The 25,913-nt window shown below is 44.5% G+C and carries 15 protein-coding genes; 12 read left to right on the forward strand and 3 right to left on the reverse strand.

The features are described from left to right. The first annotated feature begins 227 nt into the window (after positions 1-227). The 12 genes from MKY87_RS00855 to MKY87_RS00910 all read left to right on the forward strand — a co-directional run bounded on the left by MKY87_RS00855 (position 228) and on the right by MKY87_RS00910 (position 22,955). Positions 228-2,528 (forward strand): stalk domain-containing protein, encoded by a 2,301-nt coding sequence (locus MKY87_RS00855; RefSeq protein WP_338586843.1) that lies wholly within the window; start codon positions 228-230, stop codon positions 2,526-2,528. Between the two features lie 117 nt (positions 2,529-2,645). Beyond that, a complete protein-coding gene (locus MKY87_RS00860) occupies positions 2,646-4,931 on the forward strand; it encodes a preprotein translocase subunit SecA (RefSeq protein ID WP_340962524.1) in 2,286 nt (761 codons plus the stop codon). A 20-nt stretch (positions 4,932-4,951) separates the two neighbouring features. Next, the gene (locus tag MKY87_RS00865; protein ID WP_340962526.1) at positions 4,952-5,707 is read left to right on the forward strand and encodes a class I SAM-dependent methyltransferase; all 756 of its coding nucleotides are present in this window, start codon (positions 4,952-4,954) and stop codon (positions 5,705-5,707) included. 198 nt (positions 5,708-5,905) lie between these two features. Beyond that, positions 5,906-6,853 (forward strand): ABC transporter permease, encoded by a 948-nt coding sequence (locus tag MKY87_RS00870; RefSeq protein WP_340962528.1) that lies wholly within the window; start codon positions 5,906-5,908, stop codon positions 6,851-6,853. Between the two features lie 13 nt (positions 6,854-6,866). Beyond that, on the forward strand, positions 6,867-7,736 hold the full coding sequence (locus tag MKY87_RS00875) for a carbohydrate ABC transporter permease (protein ID WP_340962529.1): 870 nt from the start codon (positions 6,867-6,869) through the stop codon (positions 7,734-7,736). 65 nt (positions 7,737-7,801) lie between these two features. After that, positions 7,802-9,388 (forward strand): extracellular solute-binding protein, encoded by a 1,587-nt coding sequence (locus MKY87_RS00880; protein WP_340962530.1) that lies wholly within the window; start codon positions 7,802-7,804, stop codon positions 9,386-9,388. 93 nt (positions 9,389-9,481) lie between these two features. Continuing rightward, positions 9,482-11,221, forward strand: a complete 1,740-nt coding sequence (locus tag MKY87_RS00885; protein WP_340962531.1) for a sensor histidine kinase — start codon at positions 9,482-9,484, stop codon at positions 11,219-11,221. Next, positions 11,221-12,831 carry a response regulator transcription factor gene (locus MKY87_RS00890; RefSeq protein ID WP_340962532.1) on the forward strand — a complete coding sequence of 537 codons (1,611 nt, stop codon included), beginning with the start codon at positions 11,221-11,223 and terminating at the stop codon, positions 12,829-12,831. The genes MKY87_RS00885 and MKY87_RS00890 overlap by 1 nt, the downstream gene beginning before the upstream one ends. Before the next feature lie 96 nt (positions 12,832-12,927). After that, on the forward strand, positions 12,928-15,159 hold the full coding sequence (locus MKY87_RS00895; protein ID WP_340962533.1) for an FAD-dependent oxidoreductase: 2,232 nt from the start codon (positions 12,928-12,930) through the stop codon (positions 15,157-15,159). A gap of 17 nt (positions 15,160-15,176) precedes the next feature. Further along, on the forward strand, positions 15,177-16,385 hold the full coding sequence (locus MKY87_RS00900; protein ID WP_340962534.1) for a GDSL-type esterase/lipase family protein: 1,209 nt from the start codon (positions 15,177-15,179) through the stop codon (positions 16,383-16,385). 313 nt (positions 16,386-16,698) lie between these two features. Further along, complete coding sequence (locus tag MKY87_RS00905; RefSeq protein ID WP_340962535.1) at positions 16,699-21,726, forward strand: golvesin C-terminal-like domain-containing protein; 5,028 nt, start codon at positions 16,699-16,701, stop codon at positions 21,724-21,726. A 338-nt stretch (positions 21,727-22,064) separates the two neighbouring features. Next, positions 22,065-22,955 carry a cation diffusion facilitator family transporter gene (locus tag MKY87_RS00910; RefSeq protein ID WP_340962537.1) on the forward strand — a complete coding sequence of 297 codons (891 nt, stop codon included), beginning with the start codon at positions 22,065-22,067 and terminating at the stop codon, positions 22,953-22,955. 123 nt (positions 22,956-23,078) lie between these two features. Here MKY87_RS00910 and MKY87_RS00915 read toward each other — a convergent pair whose 3' ends face one another. The 3 genes from MKY87_RS00915 to MKY87_RS00925 form a co-directional block, all read right to left on the reverse strand. Continuing rightward, entirely contained in the window at positions 23,079-23,549 is a 471-nt protein-coding gene (locus MKY87_RS00915; protein WP_340962538.1) for a ferritin-like domain-containing protein, read from the reverse strand. Positions 23,550-23,656: 107 nt separating this feature from the next. After that, positions 23,657-24,097, reverse strand: coding sequence for a CBO0543 family protein (locus MKY87_RS00920; RefSeq protein WP_338586856.1), 441 nt, complete (start codon positions 24,095-24,097; stop codon positions 23,657-23,659). A 381-nt stretch (positions 24,098-24,478) separates the two neighbouring features. Continuing rightward, complete coding sequence (locus MKY87_RS00925; RefSeq protein ID WP_340962539.1) at positions 24,479-25,912, reverse strand: alpha-L-fucosidase; 1,434 nt, start codon at positions 25,910-25,912, stop codon at positions 24,479-24,481. Between the last annotated feature and the right edge of the window lies 1 nt (position 25,913).

Consider the following 25,913-nt stretch of genomic DNA (forward strand, 5'->3'; position numbering starts at 1 on the left):
CCTCTTTATCAAATGCGACATGGATTATATTGTGCAAAATCAAGATAATTATTCAAAAGAGGCTTTTTATTCAAGAACTTATCACCAAACATTGAAAAATAGTTGCACTAAAATCCATAATTTACAATTCAATTAGAAACTTTTTCCTAAATCTAGCGTCTAATACTATGACTTTTAGAGGGGATCTAAATAAATGACTAGAGAGTAGAAGGAGCCAAAGACAACGCATGAATATGAAGAAGAAATTATCCATTTTTACCGCTTTAGCTGTTTTTCAAGCATTTGCAGTTGGTTCTGTGAATGCGCAATCAGCACCACAAGGTGACACCGCGTCAGTAAACACGGCCAATGTAGAATCAGTTGAGGTGTTAAAGCAAGAGCAGCCGATTGCAGAGCGTGAAGTGAAGACGGAGAGCAATAACAAATCTATCACTACTCCGCCCACTGAAGCCAAGGACACTCAAACCTCAACCGGCACTGAGGCAACACCTAAAACAGATAGCGAGAAACCTGCATTGGATGGGGGAGAGACCACTACTAATGAAACGGGTACAAAACCTGTAGTTCAAGAGGGAACCCCTGAGAAGGTTGAAACGCCAGCTACGCCTGCTCAGATAGAGCAACCATCCGTTGATGGGACGTCTCCTGCAGTAGCAGGTGGGAATCTGACGTTGTACATGAATAGCAACAAAATGGAGCAAGATGGAAAAACGTATCTTGCGGGCCAGCCAATGGCTGTAAAAAACGGTGTATCCTATGTTGCAATTCGTGCACTGGTTGACCGTGTGGGATACGGCGTCAAATACGATAACAAAACCAAGGAAACCATCATTATTAGTGGTGACGATGAACTCCGATTCAAGACGAACAGCAAAGACTATACGGTAAATGGAGAGACCAGAACGATGAAAGGCCCTGCGTATCAGCAAAAAAATACGTTCATGGTGCCGTTAACTTCCATTACTCAAGCTCTGAACATCACCTATAAAGTGAATCAGTCGGCTAAAACGGTTGTGTTGAATCTGAATACAAAACCTGTTGCAAGCTTTACCATTTCCCAAAAGGAGATCTTTGTGGGAGATCAAGTGGACTACGTGACTTCTTCCAGTTCACCTAATGGAATGGATATCGTTGACGAACGCTGGACAGGGCGCCAGGATTCATTCGATCAAGCAGGTACATATACGATTTCATATCAAGTACAGGATTCCAATGGTCAATGGAGTGATCCCTATTCAACTACGATTGAAGTTTTGGCTCCTAATCTTCCTCCTGTAGCTATGTTCGCCACGGATAAAGAACAATATAAAATGGGCGAAAAAATAACATACACAGACCAAAGCACAGATGATGAAAATAATATTGTTAAAGCAGTATGGGAGAACAATTCACTTGCGTTCTTTGAACCGGGTCCAAAAACGGTGACACTTACGGTTACTGACAATCACGGCGCTACGAACACGTATTCCAAAGTCATTACCATAACGAATGAGACCTTATATTCATTTACCGACTTCAATTTACTTTTCACGCCGGTAGGACAGAAATTCACCTTTAACGGCGGCGAAGTGACTACGATGGAGAAAGTCCCGTATACGTACATGGATGAGCCAAGTTTGCTGATCCGCAGTAACAGTCCGGAAACTGTGAATACGGAAGGCATTGTATATAAAGAATCATCTTCGGGGCAGACCCGTTTCATGATTCACCACGTGAACAATACAGGCAAAAGAGTAAAAATGTATGTGATTGCAACCAATAACAATCCAAATCCGGCAGTATTTGAACAACAGAATATGGGCTTTGCTGGCCCTACACCGTATGCTACCGTAGCTGGGAAATTGTCTATTGATAAATGGTTCAAGTCGATTCAGACTGGAGCGGATCAAAAGAAAGAGTACCTTCAACCTGGGGAAAGCAAACTGATTTTGACAGAACTTAATAAAACGCCAATGAAAGAAGGACAAGTCATTTCTCTCTATTCGGACGCTTATAGTGATTATTCCCTAGACTATAACGTTATCCTGGTGGAAGAAAATAAAGATCCGTTTGAGGCTCTGCCATTGTTACCTGTGCTTGATCGTGACGGAGTACACAACCGTGGTACGTACCCGAATGCGACTCGCATTATAAAGTACGATGAGCACGTGGGAATCAAACCTGCCCGTCTGCCACTTGGTGACAATTCAAGCGATCCCAATCTGGTAGGAACAGATCCGATGGCTTACACAGACGCATCCAATGCGGGTAATTTCGGCGTATTGTACAAAATCACGCTGACCAATGTTGCACCGCGTACACTTATCTCCTTTAACCCTCGTGGAGGGAAGTACTCCGGAGTAGCTCTGGTGAACAATCAGTTGGTATCAATTGCCGAAGGTAACGTTGCGGTTGCCAATTCAAGTGAACAAAGCGTGCTTTACCGCACCGGTTCAACTGGAGAGAGCGTAACCATTCTATTCTCTGCCGCACCAGGAAGCAACCTGCCGGTGAATCTGCTCTTTACACCACTCCCATCGGAGAAGTAATCTAGTTGTCTCTTATAACGAATAGTTTGAGTGGCGCGTTAATCATCGACAGAAAAGACTCCGTATGGAGTCTTTTCTTTTCACTACTTATTTCTACTAAGGAGGAATCAAATTCCGATGAATGTAGTCGTCAAGTTGATACGTGAATTCAAAGAGCGGGATACCCGGCGTTTGTTGAAAGATTATCGAGACAGAGTGGGGCTTATCAGGAAACGGAATTTGGAAGTTTGGGATGATCAGCACCTGCAAGCGGAATCCCTTCGGCTGCAAGAAGAAGCAAGATCAGGCACGCCTTTGGATGAGCTGCTTGTTGATGCTTATGCTCTAGTCTGCGAGGTTGCGAAGAGAACACTCGGATTACAGCCTTACGATGTGCAAATTATGGCTGCGATTGCTTTGCACGAGAGATTTTTGATCGAGCAGCATACCGGTGAAGGAAAAACACTCTCTGCTGTTATGCCTGTTTATCTCAATGCTTTGACAGGCAAAGGTGTTCATGTGCTTACTTTTAACGACTACTTGGCAAATCGAGATGCGGAGTGGATGGGCCCGATCTATCGCTTCCTCGGGTTAACGGTAAGCTCGGTTCAATCGGGCATGAGCCTGTTCGAGAAACGGGAAGCTTACGCCAAGGATATAACCTATGTTACGGCTAAAGAAGCAGGGTTCGATTATTTGCGTGACACAATAACATTCAATGAGGCTGATACCGTACACCGTCCTTTCCACTACGTCATCGTCGACGAAGCGGATTCGCTGCTTCTTGATGAAGCGCGGGTGCCACTAGTCATTAGTGGCGATTCGAGTGCTTCCAAAAGTGACGGCAATCTTTTCGCAGAAGTGGCCCGGCAGCTGCAGCCAGGTGAGCATTACGATTTTGACGAGTTCCAACGGAACGTTTACTTGAATGAAGCCGGTGCTGCAAAAGCGGAGTTGCTGCTGGGATGCGGCAATTTGTACGATAGCCATAACAGTCATTGGTTAACGTCATTGAATTGTGCGCTGCATGTGGAATCGTTATTTAAAAAAGACGTCGATTATATCGTCCGGGACGGTGTAATTGAGCTAATCGAAGAACACACCGGCCGTGTGGCCGAGAACAGATATTTGCCGGACGGGCTGCAAGCTGCGCTGGTGGCAAAAGAAGGGTTGCAGTGGAAGGCCGGCGGGAGAATTCTCGGCACGATCACGATTCAACATTTCATTAGCCTGTATTCGGGCATTTGCGGAATGACGGCTACGGCACACGCTTCAGCAATGGAATTTGAGGATATCTATGCGTTACAGGTTGTGCAAATCCCGCCAAACCAGCCAAACATACGGACCGACCACCAGCACCGAATTTACACCCATAAAGAAGCCAAATATAAGGCGCTTGTACAAGAAATCTCTTCCGTCCATAGGATGGGACGCCCCATTCTTATTGGTACGTCAAGCGTCGAGGAATCTGATATGCTAGCGGAGGAGCTTGCCGCTGCTGGCGTACCTTGCCAGGTTCTGAATGCAAAAAACGATGCAAAAGAAGCCGAAATCATCACTAAAGCGGGAGAAATAGGCGCGGTAACGGTATCTACGAATATGGCAGGGCGCGGCGTCGACATTCGTCTCGGCGGCGGTAATCCCGCACAGGCAGAAGTGGTTGCCAAACTGGGCGGATTATACGTGATAGGTACATATGTGAACGAAAGCATGCGAATTGACGACCAGTTGCGCGGACGTTCCGGCCGCCAAGGTGACCCTGGAGCTTCCGTATTTTATATTAGCCTGGAAGACGAGTTGATGCTTCGGTTTGGCATTCATAAACTGTTTCGCGCTCCCAATCAGGACGAGTTTCTTGATGATCCGGCGCTCCACAGCAAAATCGAGCATATTCAGCGCGTTATTATAGGCCAAAACTTCGATATTCAGCGGGAATTGAACTGTTATTCGGATATGGTGGAGGATCAGAGGCGAATTCTATACGAAGAACGGCTCGGAATTTTGAAAGCTGAGAGACTGATGAGTCCATCGGAGCGGCGTGTACGGCTTTTTTATATCGACGAGTTCTGGGCTGACCATCTGGCATTTGTTTCTTACATTCGTGAAAGCATTCATCTCGAGAGCATTACCAGTCGCAACCCAATCGACGAGTTTCATACGCAAATCACCCAAGCATTCGAGCAAATTCCGGCTAAAATAGATCATGAATCGGCGAATATGCTTAGAAAACTCGGAGGTTCGAATGATCCCGAGAAATGGGAACAGTTCGGTCTGAAGAGTCCTATTTCGACTCGAACCTATATGATCAACGATCAATACAGCCAAGATAAACGCAGCTCATGGACCGGAACGACGGTATTTGCTTTTTGGGGCAGTAAGATTTTGAAGCTATTACTGAAGCCAGTATATAGGATGTCAAAATAGTGATGGGAGCGTGACGATCGATGAACAATAGAGAACGGTTTTCGAGCCGGGTCGATTCGTATTTGAAATACCGCCCGAGTTATCCAAAAGAGGCTATTGACTATTTGTACGACATCGTTGGTTTACGTGTGAACAGTAATATAGCAGACATCGGTTCAGGTACTGGCATCATCTCAAAACTACTTCTGGAACGCGGAAGCTATGTAATCGCGGTGGAGCCAAATCAGGCAATGCGGGAAGCCGCCGAGCAAATGTTAGAAAGTAATCCGAAATTTCAGAGTACATCAGGTTCTGCAGAATCTACAGGATTACCTGATCAGTCGGTTGATTTTATTGTCTGCGCTCAGGCATTTCACTGGTTTGATCGCTCCGCAGCCCAAATCGAGTTTCGCAGAATTCTACAGCCGGGTGGGAAAGTAATACTCATCTGGAATTCACGTCTTACTAACGGTACTCCATTTCGTGAAGAGTACAATCAACTGCTCCATACATATGGAACCGACTACGAAAAAGTTAATCATAAAAATATTTCTCAGGCGATATTGCTCTCTTTTTTCAAGGAAGGTTCAATGCATGAAATGCGATTCAAAATGAGTCAGGAGTTCGATTTCGAGGGATTGAAGGGCCGGTTGTTATCATCTTCTTACAGCCCTGTACCCGGGCATGCAAATTACGATCCAATGATGACAGAACTACGGAATTTATTTGATAAGAATAATCAAAATGGTCTTGTTGAATTCGATTATGAAACTGAGATTTTTTGGGGAGAAGTATAAATACGGCATTTGAAAGTCGCTATTATAGCGGCTTTTTTTTATTTTAGTAGAACAGTTCTTGTCTCACCTGACGGGATTAGCTGTTGGAACGAGCCAGGCACACTTCCTTAAAATCTTATAAGAAATTCTTGATATTTCAGAAATTTATCCGATAGGCGGGTGCTATTATACAAATACAAACAAAGACGAGGTGATGAAATGCAAGCAAAGTTGGCAGCGGACGCCATTCCCATCTCCAAAAAGCGAAAGACATGGATAAGGACGATACAAAAGCACAAAGTGATGTATGCTCTCTTATTACCAGCCTTAATTTACTTTGCGGTATTCAAATACATTCCTATGGCGGGAATCATGATTGCTTTTAAAAACTACAACCTGGCTTTGGGACTATGGGATAGCCCATGGGTAGGATTCAAAAATTTTACGGATTTTATGAACGGCGTTTATTTCTGGGACATCATGAAAAATACGATCATCATATCGCTGTATAAGCTATTGTTCGGTTTCTCCGCGCCCATCGTGCTGGCTTTACTCCTTAATGAAGTGTATAGCCAATGGTTTAAGAAAATCGTGCAGACAATCACTTATTTACCTCATTTTCTGTCATGGGTCATTGTTTATGGAATTATGGTCGCATTACTAGCCCCAGGCGATGGTCTCTTTAACATGATTATGAAAGATTTTGGTTTTGAACCCATCTCGTTTCTAACGGAACCTGCCTGGGGCAGATTGCTGATCATCTTATCTGAAGTATGGAAGGATATTGGATGGGGAGCAATATTGTACCTTGCCGCCTTGGCAGGAATCGATCCAAGCTTATATGAAGCGGCTCGAATGGATGGGGCATCCAAATGGAGACAGCTATGGCATATCACGTTACCCGGTATTCGTGGCGTCATTATTCTGATGCTGATTCTTAAATTAAGCCATATCCTGGATGCGGGTTTTGACCAAATATTCATGTTTGCCAACACCTTTAACCAGGAGAAGATCGACATTATCGACACATGGGTATACCGGGAAGGGTTGGAGCGTCTTAAGATTGGCTTGGCTACTGCTGTAGGATTGTTTAAAGCTGTCATCGGATTTGCTTTAGTGTTGGCAGCGAATAAGCTCGCCAAAAAATTCGATGGGCAAATCTGGTGAGGTGGTCTTTAGAATGATCCATATGACAATCGGGGAAAAAGTCTGGCAAACCGTCGTTTATGTAGTTCTTATTATATTATCCCTACTGTGCGTGCTACCCTTTATATATGTGGTTGCTGTCTCCGTAACACCAGAATCGGAAGTATTAAGAAGAGGGATTGTGATTATACCAGAATCCTTTACCTTTCTGGCCTATAAAGAAGTATTCATTTCTCATGGGATCTGGCAGGCGTATAAAATTACGTTATTTCGAACAATTGTAGGCACTGCGTTAAATGTGTTTTTTACGGTGATCGCGGCCTACCCGTTATCCAAAAAATATTTGCCCGGAAGAAGTCCGTTTTTACTCTTCATTGTGTTTACCATGATGTTCAGTGGGGGATTAATTCCGACTTATTTACTAATCCGCTCTTTGGGATTGTTAAACAGTCCTTGGGTATTGATTATTCCAAATCTCATTAGTGCATTTAATCTGGTGATCATCAAAGGTTTTTTTGAACAATTACCTGGTGAAATTGAGGAATCAGCGAGGGTAGACGGTGCCAGTGAACTTCAGACGTTATGGCGGATCATTTTACCCCTGTCCTTACCCGTCCTGTCCACCATTTCCTTATTTTACGCAGTCGGGCATTGGAACAGTTATTTTGATGCCATTGTATATATCAATGATTCCAACTACATGCCACTTCAAGTGATTTTGCGCAACATTCTGCTTAACGTTGCAACGCAAAGCGCTGATTCACTCGCCAATTCCGGGGCTGTCAGTACGTTCGCTGTGCAGATGGCTACAGTTGTTGTAACTACAGTCCCGATATTGATCGTTTATCCATTTTTGCAAAAGCATTTTACCAAAGGTGTACTCCTGGGATCTGTTAAAGGATAAAAGGTGTTCCAACCTAACTTATTACGGGGAAACCGTGATAATATACAAGCAAAGGAGAGGTCAATATGCAGCGTAAAAAGATTTCATTTGCTATTCTGTCGGCAATCTTAGGACTTGGAACGCTATTGTCAGGATGTGGGGGAAATGAAGAAATTACATCGACAACTTCGGGTAATTCGCAAGGCCAGTCTGGCCAGTTTGCAACCAAAATGAAAATCTCAATGTTTAACCAAGGCACTTTTAATGCTGCTGCTCCGGTACCTCCACGTGATGAAGATATTCAACGCCAAATGTTGGAAGAAGAGATGAACATCGACTTGGATATGATGATTCCTCAAGCGGGTCAAGCAACAACCAAACTGAATACACTTATTGCAGGCGGGGATATTCCTGACTTGATCTTCTTGAAGAGTCGTGCTGATCTTGCGCAATATTACGACCAAGGTGTTCTTGCAGATTTGACACCGTATCTTGATCAGTTTCCTGAACTACAGAAGCGATTTGGCACCGACTCATGGGAGGCAATGTCCTATCAAGGAAAAACGATTGGAGTTCCAGGCTATGATAATGTAAACGGTATCAGTCGAAGCTTCTTCATCCGCAACGATTGGCTGAAAAAGCTAAATATGGAGGTACCAACGACACCTGACGAGTTGTTCGAAGTTATGAAAGCCTTTACAGAGAAAGATCCGGACGGTAATGGCAAAAACGATACGTACGGATTCATCGGCGGTATGAATAAAGAAGGCAATCTGCAAACCTACGGTTTTGATAGCTTGATGTGGATGTTTGGCGTTAATCCTCCTTCGGCCGTTGAGATAAAAGATAACGAACCGGTATTTCTGTTTATCGATCCCAAAATGAAAGAAGCCCTTGCTTACATTAATAAAATGATGGCAGCCAAAGTGGTAGACCCGGACTGGGTGACGATGAATTCGCCTGATTTGTTGGACCAAAAGATGTTTAAGGGTAAAGTTGGCTTCATGATCAGAGATGCTCGCAGACTGGAACCGGATTATCAACAGAAAATGAAAGAAATTAGTGGAGAGGTGCCGGAATGGATCGTTATTCCTCCGATGAAAGGTCCTTACGGAGATCAAATTGTAGAGAGAAAATCATTCCAGGGCAATTCATGGGCCATATCCGCAAAAGCGGACGAGGACAAAATCATTCGGATCTTATCCATGCTGAATTATCTCTTTACGGATGAAGAAGCCTATCCGAACTTTGCATACGGAATTAAAGGCATCCATTGGGATGTCGTAGACGGCAAGATCAAGAATAAAACCTCCGAGTTATCAAAGGAAATGAAAGAGAAGTACCTGTGGGTCGATCATTATAGAATGCCACGCCGTGGTGATGATGCGGAGTACTTCAGTTTCCAAAATCCGAAGACAGCGGAAGCTTTCAAGGACAATCAGCAATATGTGGGGCCAACGTTGCCCGGAAATTTATTGACCCCTGACCCAAGCGATACCTTGGATGCTGACCGCACACGTTTCATTAATGAAAGCTTGGTTAAGTTTATGACGGGCAAAGAGCCTCTTTCCAACTGGGACAATTTCCTCCAGACGCTGGATACCAAGTTTGACATGCAGAAATATAAGGAAACAGCAATCCAGCAATTTAAAGAAGCCGGCCTTATCAAGTAAAAATAAATGAAGAGAGAGTGGCTATTCGTAGCCCCTCTCTTTATTAGCATATGCTATTCTTAGTTTAAAACGGAACTAAAAGGAAGATGATGGATGCGAAGAAGAATCAGCTTGCCTTTAAAATTATTTTTTATCGTGTTTGCCTTTGTATTAGGCTGCATCTTCTTGATAAGCCAATTGTCTTATCGCTATGTCCAAAAGGAAATAAGAACCAATGACATTTTTTACACCAATCAAATATTAGACAAGGTAGACCAGTATTTCACCGTTAATTTTTCCTCCTTCCAGACGATTCTCTTCTCAGTTGAAACATCAGTGAAAGCCAACATTAACAATACCGAAGTGATTAAAAAGCAATTAAGGGAGCTGTATGAACTCAACAGTATTTATGTCAGTAATATTTATTTGATCAAAAACGATTTATCCATTCTGGGTGGAAGTACACCTACTCGAATATTCGATGAACCTTTATCTGAAAGAGCACCTTTATTTGATGCGGCTGACAAGAATAGAAGGACTACCTTTGTTAGTGAACCTTACAAATCGAAGTATTCCGGCTGGACCGTTACGATGGTTCGATATCTGAACGGTGCTCCGTTTCCTATGGCCATTGCGGTTGATTTGGATCTAAATGCCATTGAAGAAACCTTATTCAAGATTAATAAACAGGAACAAATGAATCTGGCTCTGATCACTGCGTCAGGTAAGATCATTGCCGGATTTTCTGAAAATAAAGGACCTCTGAATATTCAAGATCATTCTTTTTCGATCGGGGAGACGTCAGCGGAAGAAATTCTGGATACAACAGAAACAAACCTTCAACTGTATACCAACGATGGTACTCCGGTCTCCCTTTTGAAAAAACCAACGGAGAAATTCAACTGGACCATCATCTCGATCAACGATGAATCACGCTTAAAAGCAGCGTTGTCCAGATTGGAAACCTATTATATCGAGCTTCTCGCTGCAGGTCTTCTTTTAAGTTTGTTCATTTCTTTTTTGGTTGCCAAATATATAAGAAAACCACTTTATACGCTCAAAACAAAAATGAAGCAGGTGGAACAAGGTATCCTCACAACGACAATAACGATTAATCGAAACGATGAGTTTGGTGATCTTTCACGAGCATTCGATCGTATGCTTCAGCAGATTGTTGAACTGATTCGCCGAGCCGAGCTTCATAATGAACTTGAGCGGAAGCTGGAAATCCAGGTGTTACAGTCTCAAATAAACCCACATTTTCTGTATAACACACTTGGTTCAATCAGCAATGTGATACGTCTCGGACAAATAGAGAAAGTAGATGTGGTGATCGGGTCGCTTATTTCATTATTGGAGTACGGGATAGACGATGCTTCTGAGAAGGTTTCCCTACGCCAGGAATTACGCAATGTAGCGGACTATATCGAGATCCAGAACATTCGGTATAACCGAAACTTCAACTTGATTGAAGATATCGAAGCAGGGTTAATGGATTTTCCGGTTTTCCGAATGCTGCTGCAACCTCTTGTGGAGAATAGTATCTTCCATGGTTATAACGGTGGGGCAATTGAGGGCCCTATTACGATTCATGCCTACAGGGAGGGTGGCATCGTCATCATCGAAGTTGTTGACCAAGGTGAGGGAATTCCGGCTGATAAAATAAAACATATTTTAATCTCAGAACCGAGTGAAGAGGAAGTGAAAAGAAAAAGAATTGGGCTGAATAATATTCAGGGTCGAATAAGACTTCACTACGGAGATCAATTCGGGCTGGATATCATAAGCATACCTAAGGAAATAACCCGTATACGCGCTGTATTCCCGGCAGAATTGCCAAAAGGAGATGCATAATGGGGAAAGAATATACCTGCTTCATTGTTGACGATGAAGACCTGATTATTCAACGATTGGAATTGTTCTTTAGTGAGCTCTCCCATAGAGATAAACGATTTGTTCTAGTGGGCAAAGCGAATAATGGGTTGAATGGGATCGAGGAAATCATAAAACTTAAGCCAGATATCGTCATATCCGATATTGTAATGCCGCGAATGGATGGCATCTCCATGATTGAGCAGCTCAAGGCGGAGCTCCCCCATACCCAATACATACTGTTAACCGCCTATTCATCCTTCGAATACGCTCAGCGAGCGATTCAAGCCAACGTATTGGAGTACATTGTAAAGGTTCCGCTGCGGGAAGCCGATTTGAATCGAGCGTTGGATAAGGCAGCCGGAATTTTAAATGAGTTTGAGAAAAAAGAGGCAGAGTTTCACTCGTTAAACGTATCCGTACATGAAAATAAATATAGAGTCCGCAAGCAATTTTTTAACGAATTGATCCGAGGTGAAATTCCTTCTCATCGAGCATCGGATTTTGCCAATCGCATGCAGTTTCATTTCTTTCAAGCCAACTATTGCTGCTTCATCGTTGAGATGAATACGTATGAAAGTTTCCGCAACGAATACGCGGCCGCAGATCAAAACATCTTGAAGTATGCGATTACAAATATCATCGAAGAAACGGTGATGAGTGGTGGCAGCGGCGTAGCTGCAGATCTGTCCGATAATTGTTTTATTGGCTTTTTATCCTGGGAAAATAACCGCAGTGATATGGAAACGGAATATGCTTGCCTATCCTTGGGAGGGCAAATCATCTCTCATTTGCATCAATATTTGAATAAAAGGGTATCTGTCGCTTTTGGTGGTCCACACCGAGGCTGGGAATCGATCAAACAGGCGTATACAGAAGCTAAAAATGTGAGTGAGGATTTCTATTATCATACCGAAAAAGTCGTAAAAACTCCGATGCATCGGTTCCAGTACCATAATGACAAAAAAGCAGACTTTGAGCAGAAACTGGCTGATTTTCTTAAACGGATGAAACGAAAGATTTCCAAGGAAGAGCTGGACAATGCACTTGCCGATCTGTCGCAGTTTGTTTCGGACCATAAAATCCACAAGTCTATCATGGCGCCAATGATTAGAGACTTGTACAGGGACATTACCGCAAAGTTTAAATCGGGGAACAAGATGACCACGGAAGTTCCAGAATTCCCTATGGAATTTATGGCATTTCAAGAGCAACTCGCTTATATTGGCGACTTCACATTTGAATACGTGCACGCGGGCCAACTGTTACATCGTGCAGAAATTATGAGTGCTATGCATTTTATAGAGACAAACTTGAAACAACGTTTAACGTTGGAGGCCATTGCGGAGGAAGTGAATTTAGCGCCATCGTATTTTAGCAGCTTATTCAAAAAAACAATGAACGAAGGCGTGATCAGCTACATCAACCGTAAAAAAATCCATCTCGCTCTCGAGTTGTTAAATGTGAAGGATTATTCTTTATTGGAATTGTGCGAGGAAGTAGGCATCGTCAATGAAGGTTACTTTTGCAAACTTTTTAAAGAATATACGGGGGATACACCTAAGCAGTATCGGATAAAAATGACACGGTAGGAATCCAACTAAGGATGCAAAAAATGTATGATTTTTTCGCGAAATCCTGTAAAAAAAAACGGACCAAAACCATTACCATGATAGGAGTATCTAATCATGGAGGTTATCAAAATGGAGCTTATGAAAGCAGATGTAACCGTCATAGGTGGAGGAATTGCCGGGATATGTGCTGCCATTGCTGCCGCACGCCAAGGGCTACAGGTTTCACTTATTAATGATCGGCCGGTGCTTGGGGGAAATGCGAGCAGCGAGGTCAGAGTTCATATCAACGGGTCGGCATATCTCGGAAACAGTCCATCCTATTATGCTCGCGAAGGCGGATTGGTGGAAGAACTCAAGCTGAAGATCTTTCATTATAATCCGTTATACAACAAAAAACTTATGCTTTCACTTTCGGATACGGTCTTGCTTGACATGGTTTATGATGAGCCCAACATTTCTCTATTTCTGAATACATGTGTGCATGAAACGGGCATGGAGAACGGCAGAATCAAATGGGTGGAGGGCCTTCAATTGGCTTCCGAAAGAAAATTTCGTTTTGAAAGCCCTACCTATATCGATTGCTCCGGGGATGGAATTGTTGGGTACCAAGCAGGTGCTCACTTCCGATGGGGAAGAGAGGCGAAGCATGAATACCAGGAGGAGCTCGCTCCAGAAGTGGCGGATCATTACACCATGGGTGATACGATTCTGTTTCAAGCCCGTGACGTAAACTATCTCGTTCCTTACAAAAGGCCAGGCTTTGCGTATGATATTACGAAGTTGGAATTTTTCGATAGTATCAGAAAAGGATTAAACCATCGGTCTTTTCCAAGGAAAATCAACGGGCTTGGCGGATTGTGGTGGCTGGAATACGGCGGACATATGGATATTATCAAGAATAATGAAGACATCGCCTTGGAACTGCGGAAATTGGTGTACGGGATATGGGATTATATCAAAAATAGCGGTGAGTTTGATGATGTAGACAATCTCATCCTGGATTATGTATGCCCGATTCCGGGAAAGCGGGAGTCGAGACGTTTTATAGGGGAACACATGCTGTCTCAGAACGATCTTACAGCAAAGCCTCATTTCGAAGATGCGGTATCCGTGGGAGGCTGGTATATGGATCTGCATGCGAATAAAGGCATCTACGATGAGGGGCCGGCTACAGCGTGGAATTTTGTGCCGGGATTGTATAATATCCCGTTCCGCAGCTTATTTTCACGCAATATTCCTAATCTCATGTTCGCTGGCCGTAATATAAGCGCTACTCATGTGGCTTTTGGGTCTACAAGGGTCATGGCAACCTGTGGTTGTATGGGGCAGGCGGTAGGAACGGCTGCTGTATTATGCGCAAAATATGAGACAGACCCCGCATCCATAGTCAATGCCCATATGGGTGAGCTTCAGGCGCAGCTGCTTCGAGACGGGCAAACGATTGTAGGGCTTCAAGAGCCGTTAGATCCTTATTTCGCAGACGGCTTAACGATTCGTGCCTCGTCTCAGCGAAGCTATGAACAACTTCATCCAACCGAAGAGGTCTCCTTGGAGAAAGCACTATGTTTGGTCTTGCCGATTCAGACATCTGTGGTTGAGAGTGTGCAGATCAAAATTAAAAATAGATCCGAGCATTCGGAAACGTTGCAAGTGAAGCTGTATGGCGGTGATCGGAAGGAAAACTATATTCCCACCAGCGAGCTGAAGGGCTACAACTTGGTGATTTCAGCGGGTCACGATGACTGGATTACACTGGACCTCAGCTGTAAGAAACCAGAAGACGACAAAATCTACATCGTATTGGAAGGTACGGCGGACCTCACTGTACACAGCAATGAAGAGAAAATGACTGGAGCGGTTAGCTTCCTTTATAGACCGGAAGAGCCATCCAAGCTGAAGAAACTTAATAAGAGCATTTGCTTCAAAGACCTGATACCATCCCAGGATATGTATAATCCCGCAAATGTCGTCAACGGTTTTTCCAGACCTTATGGTTTGCCGAACAGCTGGATTTCGGAACGTACGGAAGGACGGGAATGGTTGGAATTTGGTTTTGCAAGCCCTAAAAATCTGGATGAAATCCATCTTGTTTTTAATTCGCAGCTGAATTTGGAACATTTCGACGATCCGATCGAGCCACTGATCCAAGATTATGATGTGACCTTAACCTTAGAAGACGGAACCAAAAGCGAAATTAAAGTCCGCGGGAATTATCTTTCGTTGAATAAACATCAAGTGTTTGCAAAAGGTGTAACCCAAATCCGGTTTGATTTCTGTGCAACGTATGGTTCATCTTATTATGAAGTGTTTGCTGTAAAATTTTTTGCTCCTAAAAACGCTAAGTGAGGGCGGGTGAAGTCGAGATGAAGGAATTTTTTCCTCGAAGAGGGCTGCCTAATGTCATTCAAAAGTTGGAAAATGAGGAACCCGTAACCATCGTTTATTTTGGCGGCAGTAATACACGTTCGGCAGGATACAGGATCATGACGGCGGAGTGGTTGCGGGAGCAATATCCCCATGCCGATATCCGCGCTGTGAACGCAGGCATTGATGGGACAGGATCGGACCTCGGCTGCGCCCGTTTGGAGACAGATGTACTGCGTCATCAGCCTGATCTTGTGTTTGTTGAATTTGTTGGCAACGATGGAGGAGTTCCCGAATCCAAAGCGCGGATCGAAGGCATTGTCCGACAGATTCGCAAGCACAGCCGGTTCACCGATATGCTGTTTGTGTATACGATCAAGGAGCGGGACTTGAACTTATTTCAATCCGGCGAATACCAGAAGGGCGCTCTTATGCAAGAGGAAGTCGCCGACTATTACGGCATTCCTTCGATTCATCTGGGCGTGGCGGTCAGTCAATTGGTTTTGGATGGAAAGCTCATTTTCACCTCAAGTGCAGATGTGTCCATTCCCGGTGCCGTTATTTTTACACATGATTCGATCCATCCAACAATTCCCGAAGGACACCAGATTTACACAGACACCATCATTCGGTCGTTTGAGAAAATGAGCAAACTTCGAGATCACGTGGGAAAAGTAGAACATCATTTGCCACAAGACACTTTGGTACCAGCCAATCCTTGGGAGTATGCAACCATGCTGCCACTGGATCATCTTACTCATTTTTCACCAGGATGGTCTTACATGACCCCTGATGATTTTCCTTTAGTGCGCGAGTATGATTGGTTGTTCCCCGGTCTGTGGCGAGCAGTTGATCCCGGAGAGACGGTCACAGTGCAGTTTGAGGGAACACACATCGGCTTATTTGATATCGGGGGGCCGGATTCTGGCCGATTGAAGGTGTCGGTGGATGGAAGGGAACCCTTTCTTATCGATCGATTCACACCCTATAACGATCATAATCGAAATCAATATGTTTTCTTGCCAGAGCTACCAAATGGGAAACATACCGTTCGCTTCGAGATCGATCACGAGAAAACTGACAAAGCGGCCGTGTTTGAGGCAAGTGGCAATGAACGAAGTATGGAACATGTTCGGCAGCATCCTGCTTGGTATGATCAAACGGTCATTCAGCTTGGAAAGTTGTTATTGGTGCAGCCCCCATTATAATTAATTGGTTCACTTAGAACAACTGGAAGACCTATATTCTATTTGACTGCAACTGAGCAATCAATTAGGATGTAGGTCTCTTTTTTTACTTTACTTAAAATCGTATAAGAAATTCTTAAAATGAAAGAAATTTCACCGTGACGTAACATGCTAAGATGAAAACGACAGAACGGGATTTAGGCAGAAGGATAAAATTAAGTGCTTTTTTACGATCATTCGAGCAAAAGGCAATGCATTTATGGGAGCGTTATCATTACGAGGAGAGGCTGTGAATTGTATGGTCAAAAGGAAGCTGTTTTTTTTCATCGTTTTCATGTTGACGATCATAGTTCCTTTCAGCCTGATCGGAATAAGGGCCGCTTACGCGGAGACCTTACCTTATCAGACCATTATCATCGATGACGGTAGCATTAAGATCAATGATGTTGTGACACCTGATGCGGGTAACGAGAACAATGGATATTCGGCTCCAAATTGGACTACAAGCACAGGGGTGAAGGGGTATGATCTTTCCAGCACCAAATATACAAGTACAGCAGGCAGAACGATAACATGGAATCCACGCTTGGAAGCAGGAACGGCGAAAATATCGTTCTATAAGCTGGACTGGGCAGATAAAGCAGATAGCAATGTGAAAATTGAGATCGTTCATAATGGAACAACGGATGTAGTCTTTATGGATCTAAGACCCTCATCTGGCGCTCCAGCAGGGTGGGTTGATTTGGGAGAGTACTATTTTTCTGGAGTTGGCGAAGAATTTGTTCAATTGACCCGGTCTACCGGCACCACGAACACGATCCTTACGCGCGCGGATGCGGTCAAGTTCGAAGGGAATATAAAGCAGAAAGAGCCACATAAGACAATTATCATTGATGATGGGAGCCTCACAATTGATAATGTCGTCACTGTTGATTCAGGCAACGTCAGTAACGGGTTCTCCGCTCCTTATTGGACGACAAGTGCAGGAGTGAAGGGATACAATAATTCCAGTTCCAAATTTACAGACGCTGTAGGTAGAAGCATCACCTGGAATCCACGCTTGGAAGCAGGGACGGCGAGAATATCGTTCTATAAGCTGGATTGGGCGGATAAAGCAGATAGTAATGTGAAAATTGAGATTGTTCATAACGGGGTTACGGATGTTAAGTTTATGGATCTTAGACCTTCGTCAGGTCCATCGGTTGGATGGGTGGATCTGGGGGAGTATGAGTTTAGTGGTGATGATAGCGAATTTGTCAGGCTGACTCGAACGCAGCCTTCTACGGGTACAATTATTACGCGGGCTGATGCAGTCAAGTTCGAGGGGAATATCCGTCAACAAGCACCACCGCTCCCCCCGCTAAGAAGCCGTACCTTAGCGAATCTCAGTTACACAGAGAAAGGCAGCATCGAAAATGCTAATTACAAGGCAACCTTTTATGAGGCAGCATGGGATGAAGGTAAATCTATCGTTCGTGACATGTTCTACAAAAACACGGAGACAGGGAACTGGGTTCCAATCAATAATGAATCGGAAAGACTTGAGGAACAATGGGTTTTATTGGACGGGAATGCGGGGAGCCGAACCAATTACTATGATACGATGAACAAACGCTGGATTACATTCGACGGGGTCCATTTTCCCGACAGCCAGACGGCGATATTAACCGATTCTACGCATGGCAATGATTACGATTTTGAAGTGAAGTGGGCCATGGCAGGGGATAAACCCGATGTTTCCTTTGCCTTCACACCTCGCCGCGACGGCAACTACGTGATTGGATACCAGTCCTTCACAACAGAGTCCGCCTCGGGCATCAATGAAGTGTTAAATGGATTCAGGTCACATGCCAAAATGGTAGGTACAGTGGAATCAACAAGCTTGAGAGAGCTGAGCGCTCCGATGAGCCTGGTCGAGAAGAAGGATGGTTCGGGAAATCCATTGACGTATGGCGTATTTGTACCTTCGGAAGAGCTTCCGGTTGAATTTGAACCGACGGGAGGCGTTACGAAACAACGCCTTGGCATGAGCCTGGTAAACAACGAAGGCAGCGTGCAGCCAATCCTGTATGCGCCTCAGTTGGGGAATTATTCACAAATGACGGCTGAAAGTACCTATCAATTTCATATGGGGCTAATCGCTCAAAAAAGCAATCTGTATGAGTCCTACGTGGATATTCTTCGCAATGAATACGATTATTCTGCATACCGGGAAAATGTTTCAAATAAATCGCTTACTGACGCGATGTTTAATATGATTGATCTACTTAAAATTGAGCCGCAAGGGGACGACTCTGTGAATTATGTCCCATCACCCAGCGGGTGGTGGAGCCGTGCCAAGGGTTTTATCGATATCGAAAACGAAGATAGCGTCCGAACAAGCTCAAATGCGGTTCTTTTGGGAGCTTACTATTTGACTGGAGATGACCAGCTATACGATACGAGAGCACTGCCGTCCGTCCAGTATGGCGTATCGCGAAATGGTATCGGTTGGTCGCCAACGCAGAAAAAAGTATACGGTGTGCCTTCGTTATGGAAAATGGCTACTCTGCCGTTCGATGTTTCAAGCGTAGCCGCTGTCAATCAGATGATGGGCACTTCGGCAGGAATTGGTGCACTCGCTCAGGAAGAGTACCTTGTGCGTGACCCGGATCAGAAAGACAGGGGGCCTGTCATTCAACCCCTGATGATGTATCGGATGACTGGAGATGCGAAGTATTTGCAAGCTGCGAAGGATGCAGCCGACAGCTATATCACGCAACATATCGATACGCCTGCATCTGTCGATGTGAGTAAAAATGAGTTCATTTATTATTATAGCAAGCTGTGGATGGAGATCTTGGAGCTATATGAGGAAACGCAGGATCCCAAATACTTGGATGCCGCCTATAAGGAAGCCAAACGGTATGCAACCATGTTTGTTGCTCGTCCAGTTCCTGAAGGTAACGTTACGATTCCTCAGCCGGAGACATATAATTACGCGGAGTCGTTCCATTGGCCGGAAAGTGGTAAATTTCAATATCCTAGGCTTAAGCTTCCCGAAGATATTGCCGGAGGCGTTCAAGCGGAGCGTTGGCTTGTTTCACCGAGCGGACTGACGTTTGAAGCAGGAAGTACAACCGGTTATTATCGGATGAATGCTCAGGAAGCTCCATTCATGCTGAGATTGTCGCTTTATACAGGGGATAAACTGCTGCAGGATATTGCTCATAATGCGGTTATTGGACGATATTCCAGTTATCCAGGTTATTATTATAAAGGCTTCGCCGTTAGCCAACTTGAACCGGACTTTCCTCTGGAAGGCCCAAGCGGGGCTACATCCATCTATTATCACCATATTCCGGGGCAACTCGGGCAAACGATGGATTATTTGATCAGCGAACAATCATTGAAATCAAACGGGAGCATTACGTTTCCTTCCGTTTTTGAAACGAATTTTTTATGGTTCAAATATCACCTTTACGGGAATAAACCAGGTCAATTTTATGGTAACTCCGACGTTTGGCTATGGATGCCCAAGGGGATTATTAAGACCAACCATCCTCAATTGAATTGGATAACGGGTGAGAGCGGGGATAAATTCTACATCGGGTTAAGCAACGCATCTTCAGATGAAGTTCAGACTCCAATTGAATTAAATGAACAAATCATTGGATTCAACCCGGCACAGGATTATACCGTATCGATCATCCGCGACAATGGTACACCAGAGCAAGCAGTTATGAGTGGCGGAATCATTCAAGCTACGGTTTCAGGCAAGGGAATCACTGCGATCATTGTAGAGGGACTTGATATTGATGTACCGCTGCATCAGGTCAGAACGGCAGATACATCGGATGCAAGTTATTTCTTTGATACACACAGTCCAATTGATGCGGTTAAAGGCATGCTGATCGTTAAGCCTGACGAAACGGTTTATGATGCTTATGTGCAGGCCAAAACGACAAAACCAGCGACAATCCATTATTCCTTGGATGGCGGGGCCACGTATACGAGCGTCCCAGATACGATCTATCCGATGGAATGGTCGATACGGGTGAATGATTTATCCCAAACCTTTACGTATTACGTGGAATCGGAGGGGAAACAGACCCGTAAGCGGACACTCTATCTGCCGGATCAGGTATCGGAAACTCCAGTCCAACCCGATGGGCAGGATAGTTCAACCATCATTGTGGATAATACGGAGGCGGAGACAGAAGGCGTCTGGATAAGGGATACGATGGCTAACGATTATTATTATGATAACTATGTGTATGCCAAATCTACGACCGGCACAGCGACAAGCAAAATGAGATGGCGGCCTGAGCTGCCGGAAAGTGTCACTTACAGTGTGTATTACAAGCTTCCACAGATAACTGCAACGAGTGAAAATTGGGCAACAAATGCCTCATTTACCGTTTATCACAGCGGCGGCTCCGAAACGGTGACAGTTGATGAGACAACAGCGAATGGTACTTGGGTGCACCTGGGGGATTATCCTTTTGCTGCAGGCGATAGCGGGTACGTGGAATTAACCAATAAGGCCAACAAATCCAGAGTCGTTGCCGATGCAATCATGTGGGTGGACCCAAACAGGATACCGCAATTGGAGTCTGCTGTGATCCTGTCCGATCGGAACGAGCTGCAGATGACTCAAACCGCACAACTGAGCGTAACCGGTTATTTAGATAACGGTTTGATCGGTGATCTTACACAGGCTGATGTGCAGTATTTCGTTGATCGTACGGATCTGGCTGAAGTGAATAGCAGTGGGGTGTTGACCCTTCTTAATCTTGATGGAGACACGGATCACATTGAGGTATGGGCTACTGTCACGATTGACGGAGTGACCTTAACCACACCGCCTTTGACCATCACGATCAGGGACCTAACGGTTATCGTCGATAGTACAAATACAACAGGGTTATACACGACAGAAGGGTCTTGGAGCCAAAGCAATTTAGCCGGATACAAAATTGGGGTTAAATCCCGCTATTCAACAGTTCAAGGATCATCAGCCACGTGGAAAGGCGAGTTTCCAGAAGGGAAATATACGGTCTCGATCTACAAACTTGTCCATACGACGGGAAACGATAATAATGTCAAAGTGGAAGTGAAGCATAAAACGGGTACCGAGGTCATCTATATGGATGCAACGGTCGGCTCATCAGGTTGGGTTAATCTGGGAATGTTCGACTTTACGGGTGACGGCAGCGAGTATGTCCGATTAACCAGGGTTACGCCTACAACGGTAGATCCGCCAACGCTTCCTGCGGATATGATCTATACGAGGGTTGACGCTGTTATGTTCGAACGGCATTCCGATGATTCGGATCTGCTTGCCAATGAAGCACCAGATGAACCGACACTTTCTGAATAAGGGCAGTGATTTATGAATGGAAGTGGAACAACGGTAAGTGATGTTATACAAATGATTGCAATATAACACCAAGAGCCGAGTGGATCAAAACGATCCATTCGGCTCTTTATGTCTAAGTGCAAGAAAGTGTGGTTACAAGGGAAGGCAGTCGGCCACCTTCCTCTTACCACCCATTAATCACTTAAGTTTGCCAAATCCAACTTTTTTGGATGCTCGTAAAAAAATTGCCGCTTTCAGATTATGTTTCGTCACACTCAAAACGTTTCTCTAGACCCACACAAATCTTCAATGGTACCATCATACACGTGCTTGAATTGAAGATTGCAGGAGGATATCATGTGGATCAACTTAAATACGATAATCTAAAGCTGGGGGAGCGCGGAGCTATCATCAGCATTATCGCCTACATATGTTTGACCGTATTAAAACTGATCGTTGGCAATATGGCCGGATCAGAAGCGCTCAAGGCGGATGGATTAAACAATGCCACTGATATTGTGGCCTCAATAGCTGTACTGATCGGTTTGAAGCTTGCCCAACGCCCAGCCGACACAGATCATACATATGGTCACTGGAGAGCAGAGACCGTTGCGTCACTTGTTGCTTCTTTCATTATGATGGCAGTAGGTTTACAAGTGCTGTTTCAAGCCGTTAGTTCTGTGTTCCAGGGTACACGTGAATCTCCGGATATCATCGCTGCGTACACAGGCATTTTCTGCGCGGTAATCATGTATGTGGTCTATCGCTATAACAAGAGACTTGCTACACGTATTAAAAGTCAGGCGGTCATGGCTGCAGCTCGTGATAACATTTCCGATGCCTGGGTGAGCACCGGTACGGTCATTGGGATCGTGGGTTCCCAGTTCGGCCTCCCATGGCTGGACCCTGTAACGGCTGTCATTGTAGGTTTCCTGATCTGCAAGACCGCTTGGGACATTTTCAAGGAAGCCACACATCATCTGACGGACGGTTTTGATGTTGAACTGATTCAGGAGTACAAAAAAACGATTGCCGGAATTGATAGCGTAGAGACAGTTAAAGACGTGAGAGCGCGGAACTATGGCAATAACGTTGTAGTAGACGTTGTCATAACAGTCCATGCTGAGCTGGATCTTCAACAAGCACACGATATCTGTACAGACGTGGAGAACGAGTTGATGGAGGAGCATGACGTGTACACTGTTCACGTTCATGTGGAACCTGATATTTTGAAAGAGTGCATTGGATAGCAAGCTTATAAAAGTGAGACTCGTCAAAGCAAAAAACCAGTGAGCTTTACTCATTCACTGGTTTTTGTTGATTTCAATTTTCATCTTTAAAAAGAATCCGCGCGTTATTTATTCCATACAAGATTATCTCGGCAAATTGTAGGTAATCAGATTGTTATATTTATCCGCATGTTTCTGTTCGTCCAGGATGATTCCCCACACCGTGTCTTTATATATGCCATAAGGGAGGCCAAACCATATTTTTCTATACTTTTCCACGGCGGCCAATTCACCCTGAAATGCCTTTTGCAATCCGGCAAGATAAGAGGGGACCGTCTCAACTGGCTCACTGCTTACACCCGAAATCTCCTGGCCTGTCAGATCCTTGTACATTTGGCGGAACATTTGATTATGTCCTCGTTCATCATTACGGATGCTCGTGATGATGGCAGCCTGATTGGCATCGGGTGACAACTGAATCAGTGAATCATAGAACAGCTCATCGTTTCGTTCTCCTTGCACAGCCGTTTTGATTAATTCAAGTGCTTCGGCTGATGATGTTGCCCATACCGGAGTAAAAGTGTACCTGTAACCATACGGATATGACACATACATTACGAATCCCTCCAAGACCAATATGAGTTAGGATATGCATGTATGCCTATCAGCGTTAACCCATATACTCAGTCCCGTCCTATTAATCGAAAGCTTCAGTGGCACTTTTACTTGGTATACCTCAATATTTTACTGTAACCATAAGCAATAACAAATGGCAGGAGGTATGACAAAAAGGTCCAAATAATGTTCCATCCATTAAAATAAATGACATGCCCCATTATTTTGGCAACCCATTCGATTAATGTCAGCGACAAGGATGCAACAAGGATCGCCAACCATGGCTTGGCACCTTTTTCTAAAATCGTATACATCATCAGGCAGCCGGCGATTGGATAGACTCCAAGATCCATTGGAAGAGCAGCAAAGGATTGATTATGAGTATTCGGAAGGATATTCCAGAAGTAATTAAACCCGATATTGTTGATGCATGCTGCTACAGCCACACCAAGTGGATAATATAGAATAAAGATGGTAAAGTTCCGACGCAAAATCCATGCACCCAATATAATGGGAATAACCATACCTAACAAAATGTTTCCTAACATGCAATTTTCCTCCAAAGCTTGTTACTTGTATAGTTCACAATAAGCCGCATCACTCCGTTGTCTTCTCTTCCAGAAGACGATCCACCTTATCTGTAAGTGCATCCAATTTTTTATCATAATGCTTGTACGTATAGAATCCAATGACGGCTTTGATTGCAAAAAAGAGCACCGCAGCAATGACAATGAGAATGTAGTTGTGGGCAATCTGCCTTAACCAATCGTTAACTGCATTTATCGGATTTCTCTCCTTTCAATGCAAGTGGTTTGTATAAGTTAACCAACTCCATGGGATATAATGCATATTAGCAAACTCGGAACAGGCATGTGTGTGTCCGAACGTCAAAAAGGCCACTTATCCAACAAGGATAAGCGACCTTTTTATTATTTATTCAAATCTTGAGGACTTAAATAGACTTCAACAGCAGATAATGTCGGACACCATCTGGATTCTTCAATGATCAAGCGGAGCTTCCTTCCTCGAACAGGGAGAAAGCGGCAAATCCGTTTGTATCCAACGATGGTACAGTCGTACAGATCACGCCATATCTCGCCATCCAGATATTCGATGTGAAGTTTCTCAATGCGCTGTCCAGAACGGATATGCTCCTGAAGCAGGATTGTATCAAACGTATGCTCTTCCAATAAATCAAGCTCAATGGCGGCGTGTTCGGTTCCTTCGTTGGGGCACCAATACGTCATTTTGTCCCCGTCCAGCACACGCGTGGCATCATGTTTCTCATCAAGCGATTCTGATGCAGTGGCGTGTCCTCCGAAGGCCAGGTTATGGCGAAACGTAGCGCGAAGTTGATCGCCAAGTTCTTGCATCCGTTTGGCATCATTCTCATGAATTCTGCCGCGTTGGTCCGGAGGCAAATTTAGCAGAAACGTAGCATTACCGCCAACGGACTTGTAATAAATATCGAGAAGTTTCTCAAGACTTCTGACCTGATCATCCTCAGCAGCGTGGTAGAACCAGCCTGGCCGAATCGAAGTATTAACTTCCGCAGGGTACCAGGTAACCGGCTTTCCGGCTACAGCATCACGGCTACCCAAATTTTCGTCGCGAGAGTTAGCAAGCTTGGCAAACTGTCCATCATCCACATGCTGCGAAGCCTCCTGAATCTTCTCGCAATCCCTGAGTTCCTCCGGAACAACACTCCACTCGGAATCCCGTGTATGTCCTGCTTCATTTCCACACCAGCGCACATCCGGACCACATACGGATATAACGGCACCTGGCTGCAGTTCGCGAATGACTTCATAGTAGCCATCCCAGTCGTACACTTGTTTCAAACCGTTTGGTCCTTCACCGCAGGCACCATCAAACCATACACAGAAGATGTCTCCATAGGAGGTCAACAGTTCACGCAACTGCAGCTTGAAATATTCATTGTATTCGGAGGTTCCGTATCGATGGTCATGACGATCCCACGGGGATAGATATACGCCAAATGCCAGACCACCCAGCCTGCAAGCCTCAGCGACTTCCTTTACCATATCACCATTGCCTTCGCGCCAAGGGCTGCTCTTCACGGTATGTTCCGTATATGCGCTTGGCCAGAGACAGAAACCATCGTGATGTTTACAAGTTAGGATGAGACCCTTTATTCCTGCAGATTTGCATACCTCTACCCATTGCATGGCATCAAAGTCGGTAGGGTTGAAGAGGGCAGGTGATTCGTCACCGAATCCCCATTCCTTATCTGTAAATGTATTTATCCCAAAATGAATAAATGAATAAAATTCGAGCTCCTGCCAGGCCAGTTGACGGTCGGACGGGGTGATATTGGCAAGAGTCTGAATAGAGTGACTCATG

It is taken from the genome of Paenibacillus sp. FSL R7-0198 (genome assembly GCF_038000415.1).
In the GTDB taxonomy this organism is placed as follows: Bacteria; Bacillota; Bacilli; order Paenibacillales; family Paenibacillaceae; genus Paenibacillus.

Excerpts from the sequence above, each read along its gene's own strand:
- MKY87_RS00905 (WP_340962535.1), top strand. The coding sequence starts at position 16,699 with ATGTTGACGATCATAGTTCCTTTCAGCCTGATCGGAATAAGGGCCGCT.
- MKY87_RS00870 (WP_340962528.1), top strand. The coding sequence starts at position 5,906 with ATGCAAGCAAAGTTGGCAGCGGACGCCATTCCCATCTCCAAAAAGCGA.
- MKY87_RS00890 (WP_340962532.1), top strand. The coding sequence starts at position 11,221 with ATGGGGAAAGAATATACCTGCTTCATTGTTGACGATGAAGACCTGATT.
- MKY87_RS00885 (WP_340962531.1), top strand. The coding sequence starts at position 9,482 with ATGCGAAGAAGAATCAGCTTGCCTTTAAAATTATTTTTTATCGTGTTT.
- MKY87_RS00895 (WP_340962533.1), top strand. The coding sequence starts at position 12,928 with ATGGAGGTTATCAAAATGGAGCTTATGAAAGCAGATGTAACCGTCATA.
- MKY87_RS00920 (WP_338586856.1), bottom strand. The coding sequence starts at position 24,097 with ATGTTAGGAAACATTTTGTTAGGTATGGTTATTCCCATTATATTGGGT.
- MKY87_RS00915 (WP_340962538.1), bottom strand. The coding sequence starts at position 23,549 with ATGTATGTGTCATATCCGTATGGTTACAGGTACACTTTTACTCCGGTA.
- MKY87_RS00880 (WP_340962530.1), top strand. The coding sequence starts at position 7,802 with ATGCAGCGTAAAAAGATTTCATTTGCTATTCTGTCGGCAATCTTAGGA.
- MKY87_RS00900 (WP_340962534.1), top strand. The coding sequence starts at position 15,177 with ATGAAGGAATTTTTTCCTCGAAGAGGGCTGCCTAATGTCATTCAAAAG.
- MKY87_RS00875 (WP_340962529.1), top strand. The coding sequence starts at position 6,867 with ATGATCCATATGACAATCGGGGAAAAAGTCTGGCAAACCGTCGTTTAT.
- MKY87_RS00925 (WP_340962539.1), bottom strand. The coding sequence starts at position 25,912 with ATGAGTCACTCTATTCAGACTCTTGCCAATATCACCCCGTCCGACCGT.
- MKY87_RS00855 (WP_338586843.1), top strand. The coding sequence starts at position 228 with ATGAATATGAAGAAGAAATTATCCATTTTTACCGCTTTAGCTGTTTTT.
- MKY87_RS00860 (WP_340962524.1), top strand. The coding sequence starts at position 2,646 with ATGAATGTAGTCGTCAAGTTGATACGTGAATTCAAAGAGCGGGATACC.
- MKY87_RS00865 (WP_340962526.1), top strand. The coding sequence starts at position 4,952 with ATGAACAATAGAGAACGGTTTTCGAGCCGGGTCGATTCGTATTTGAAA.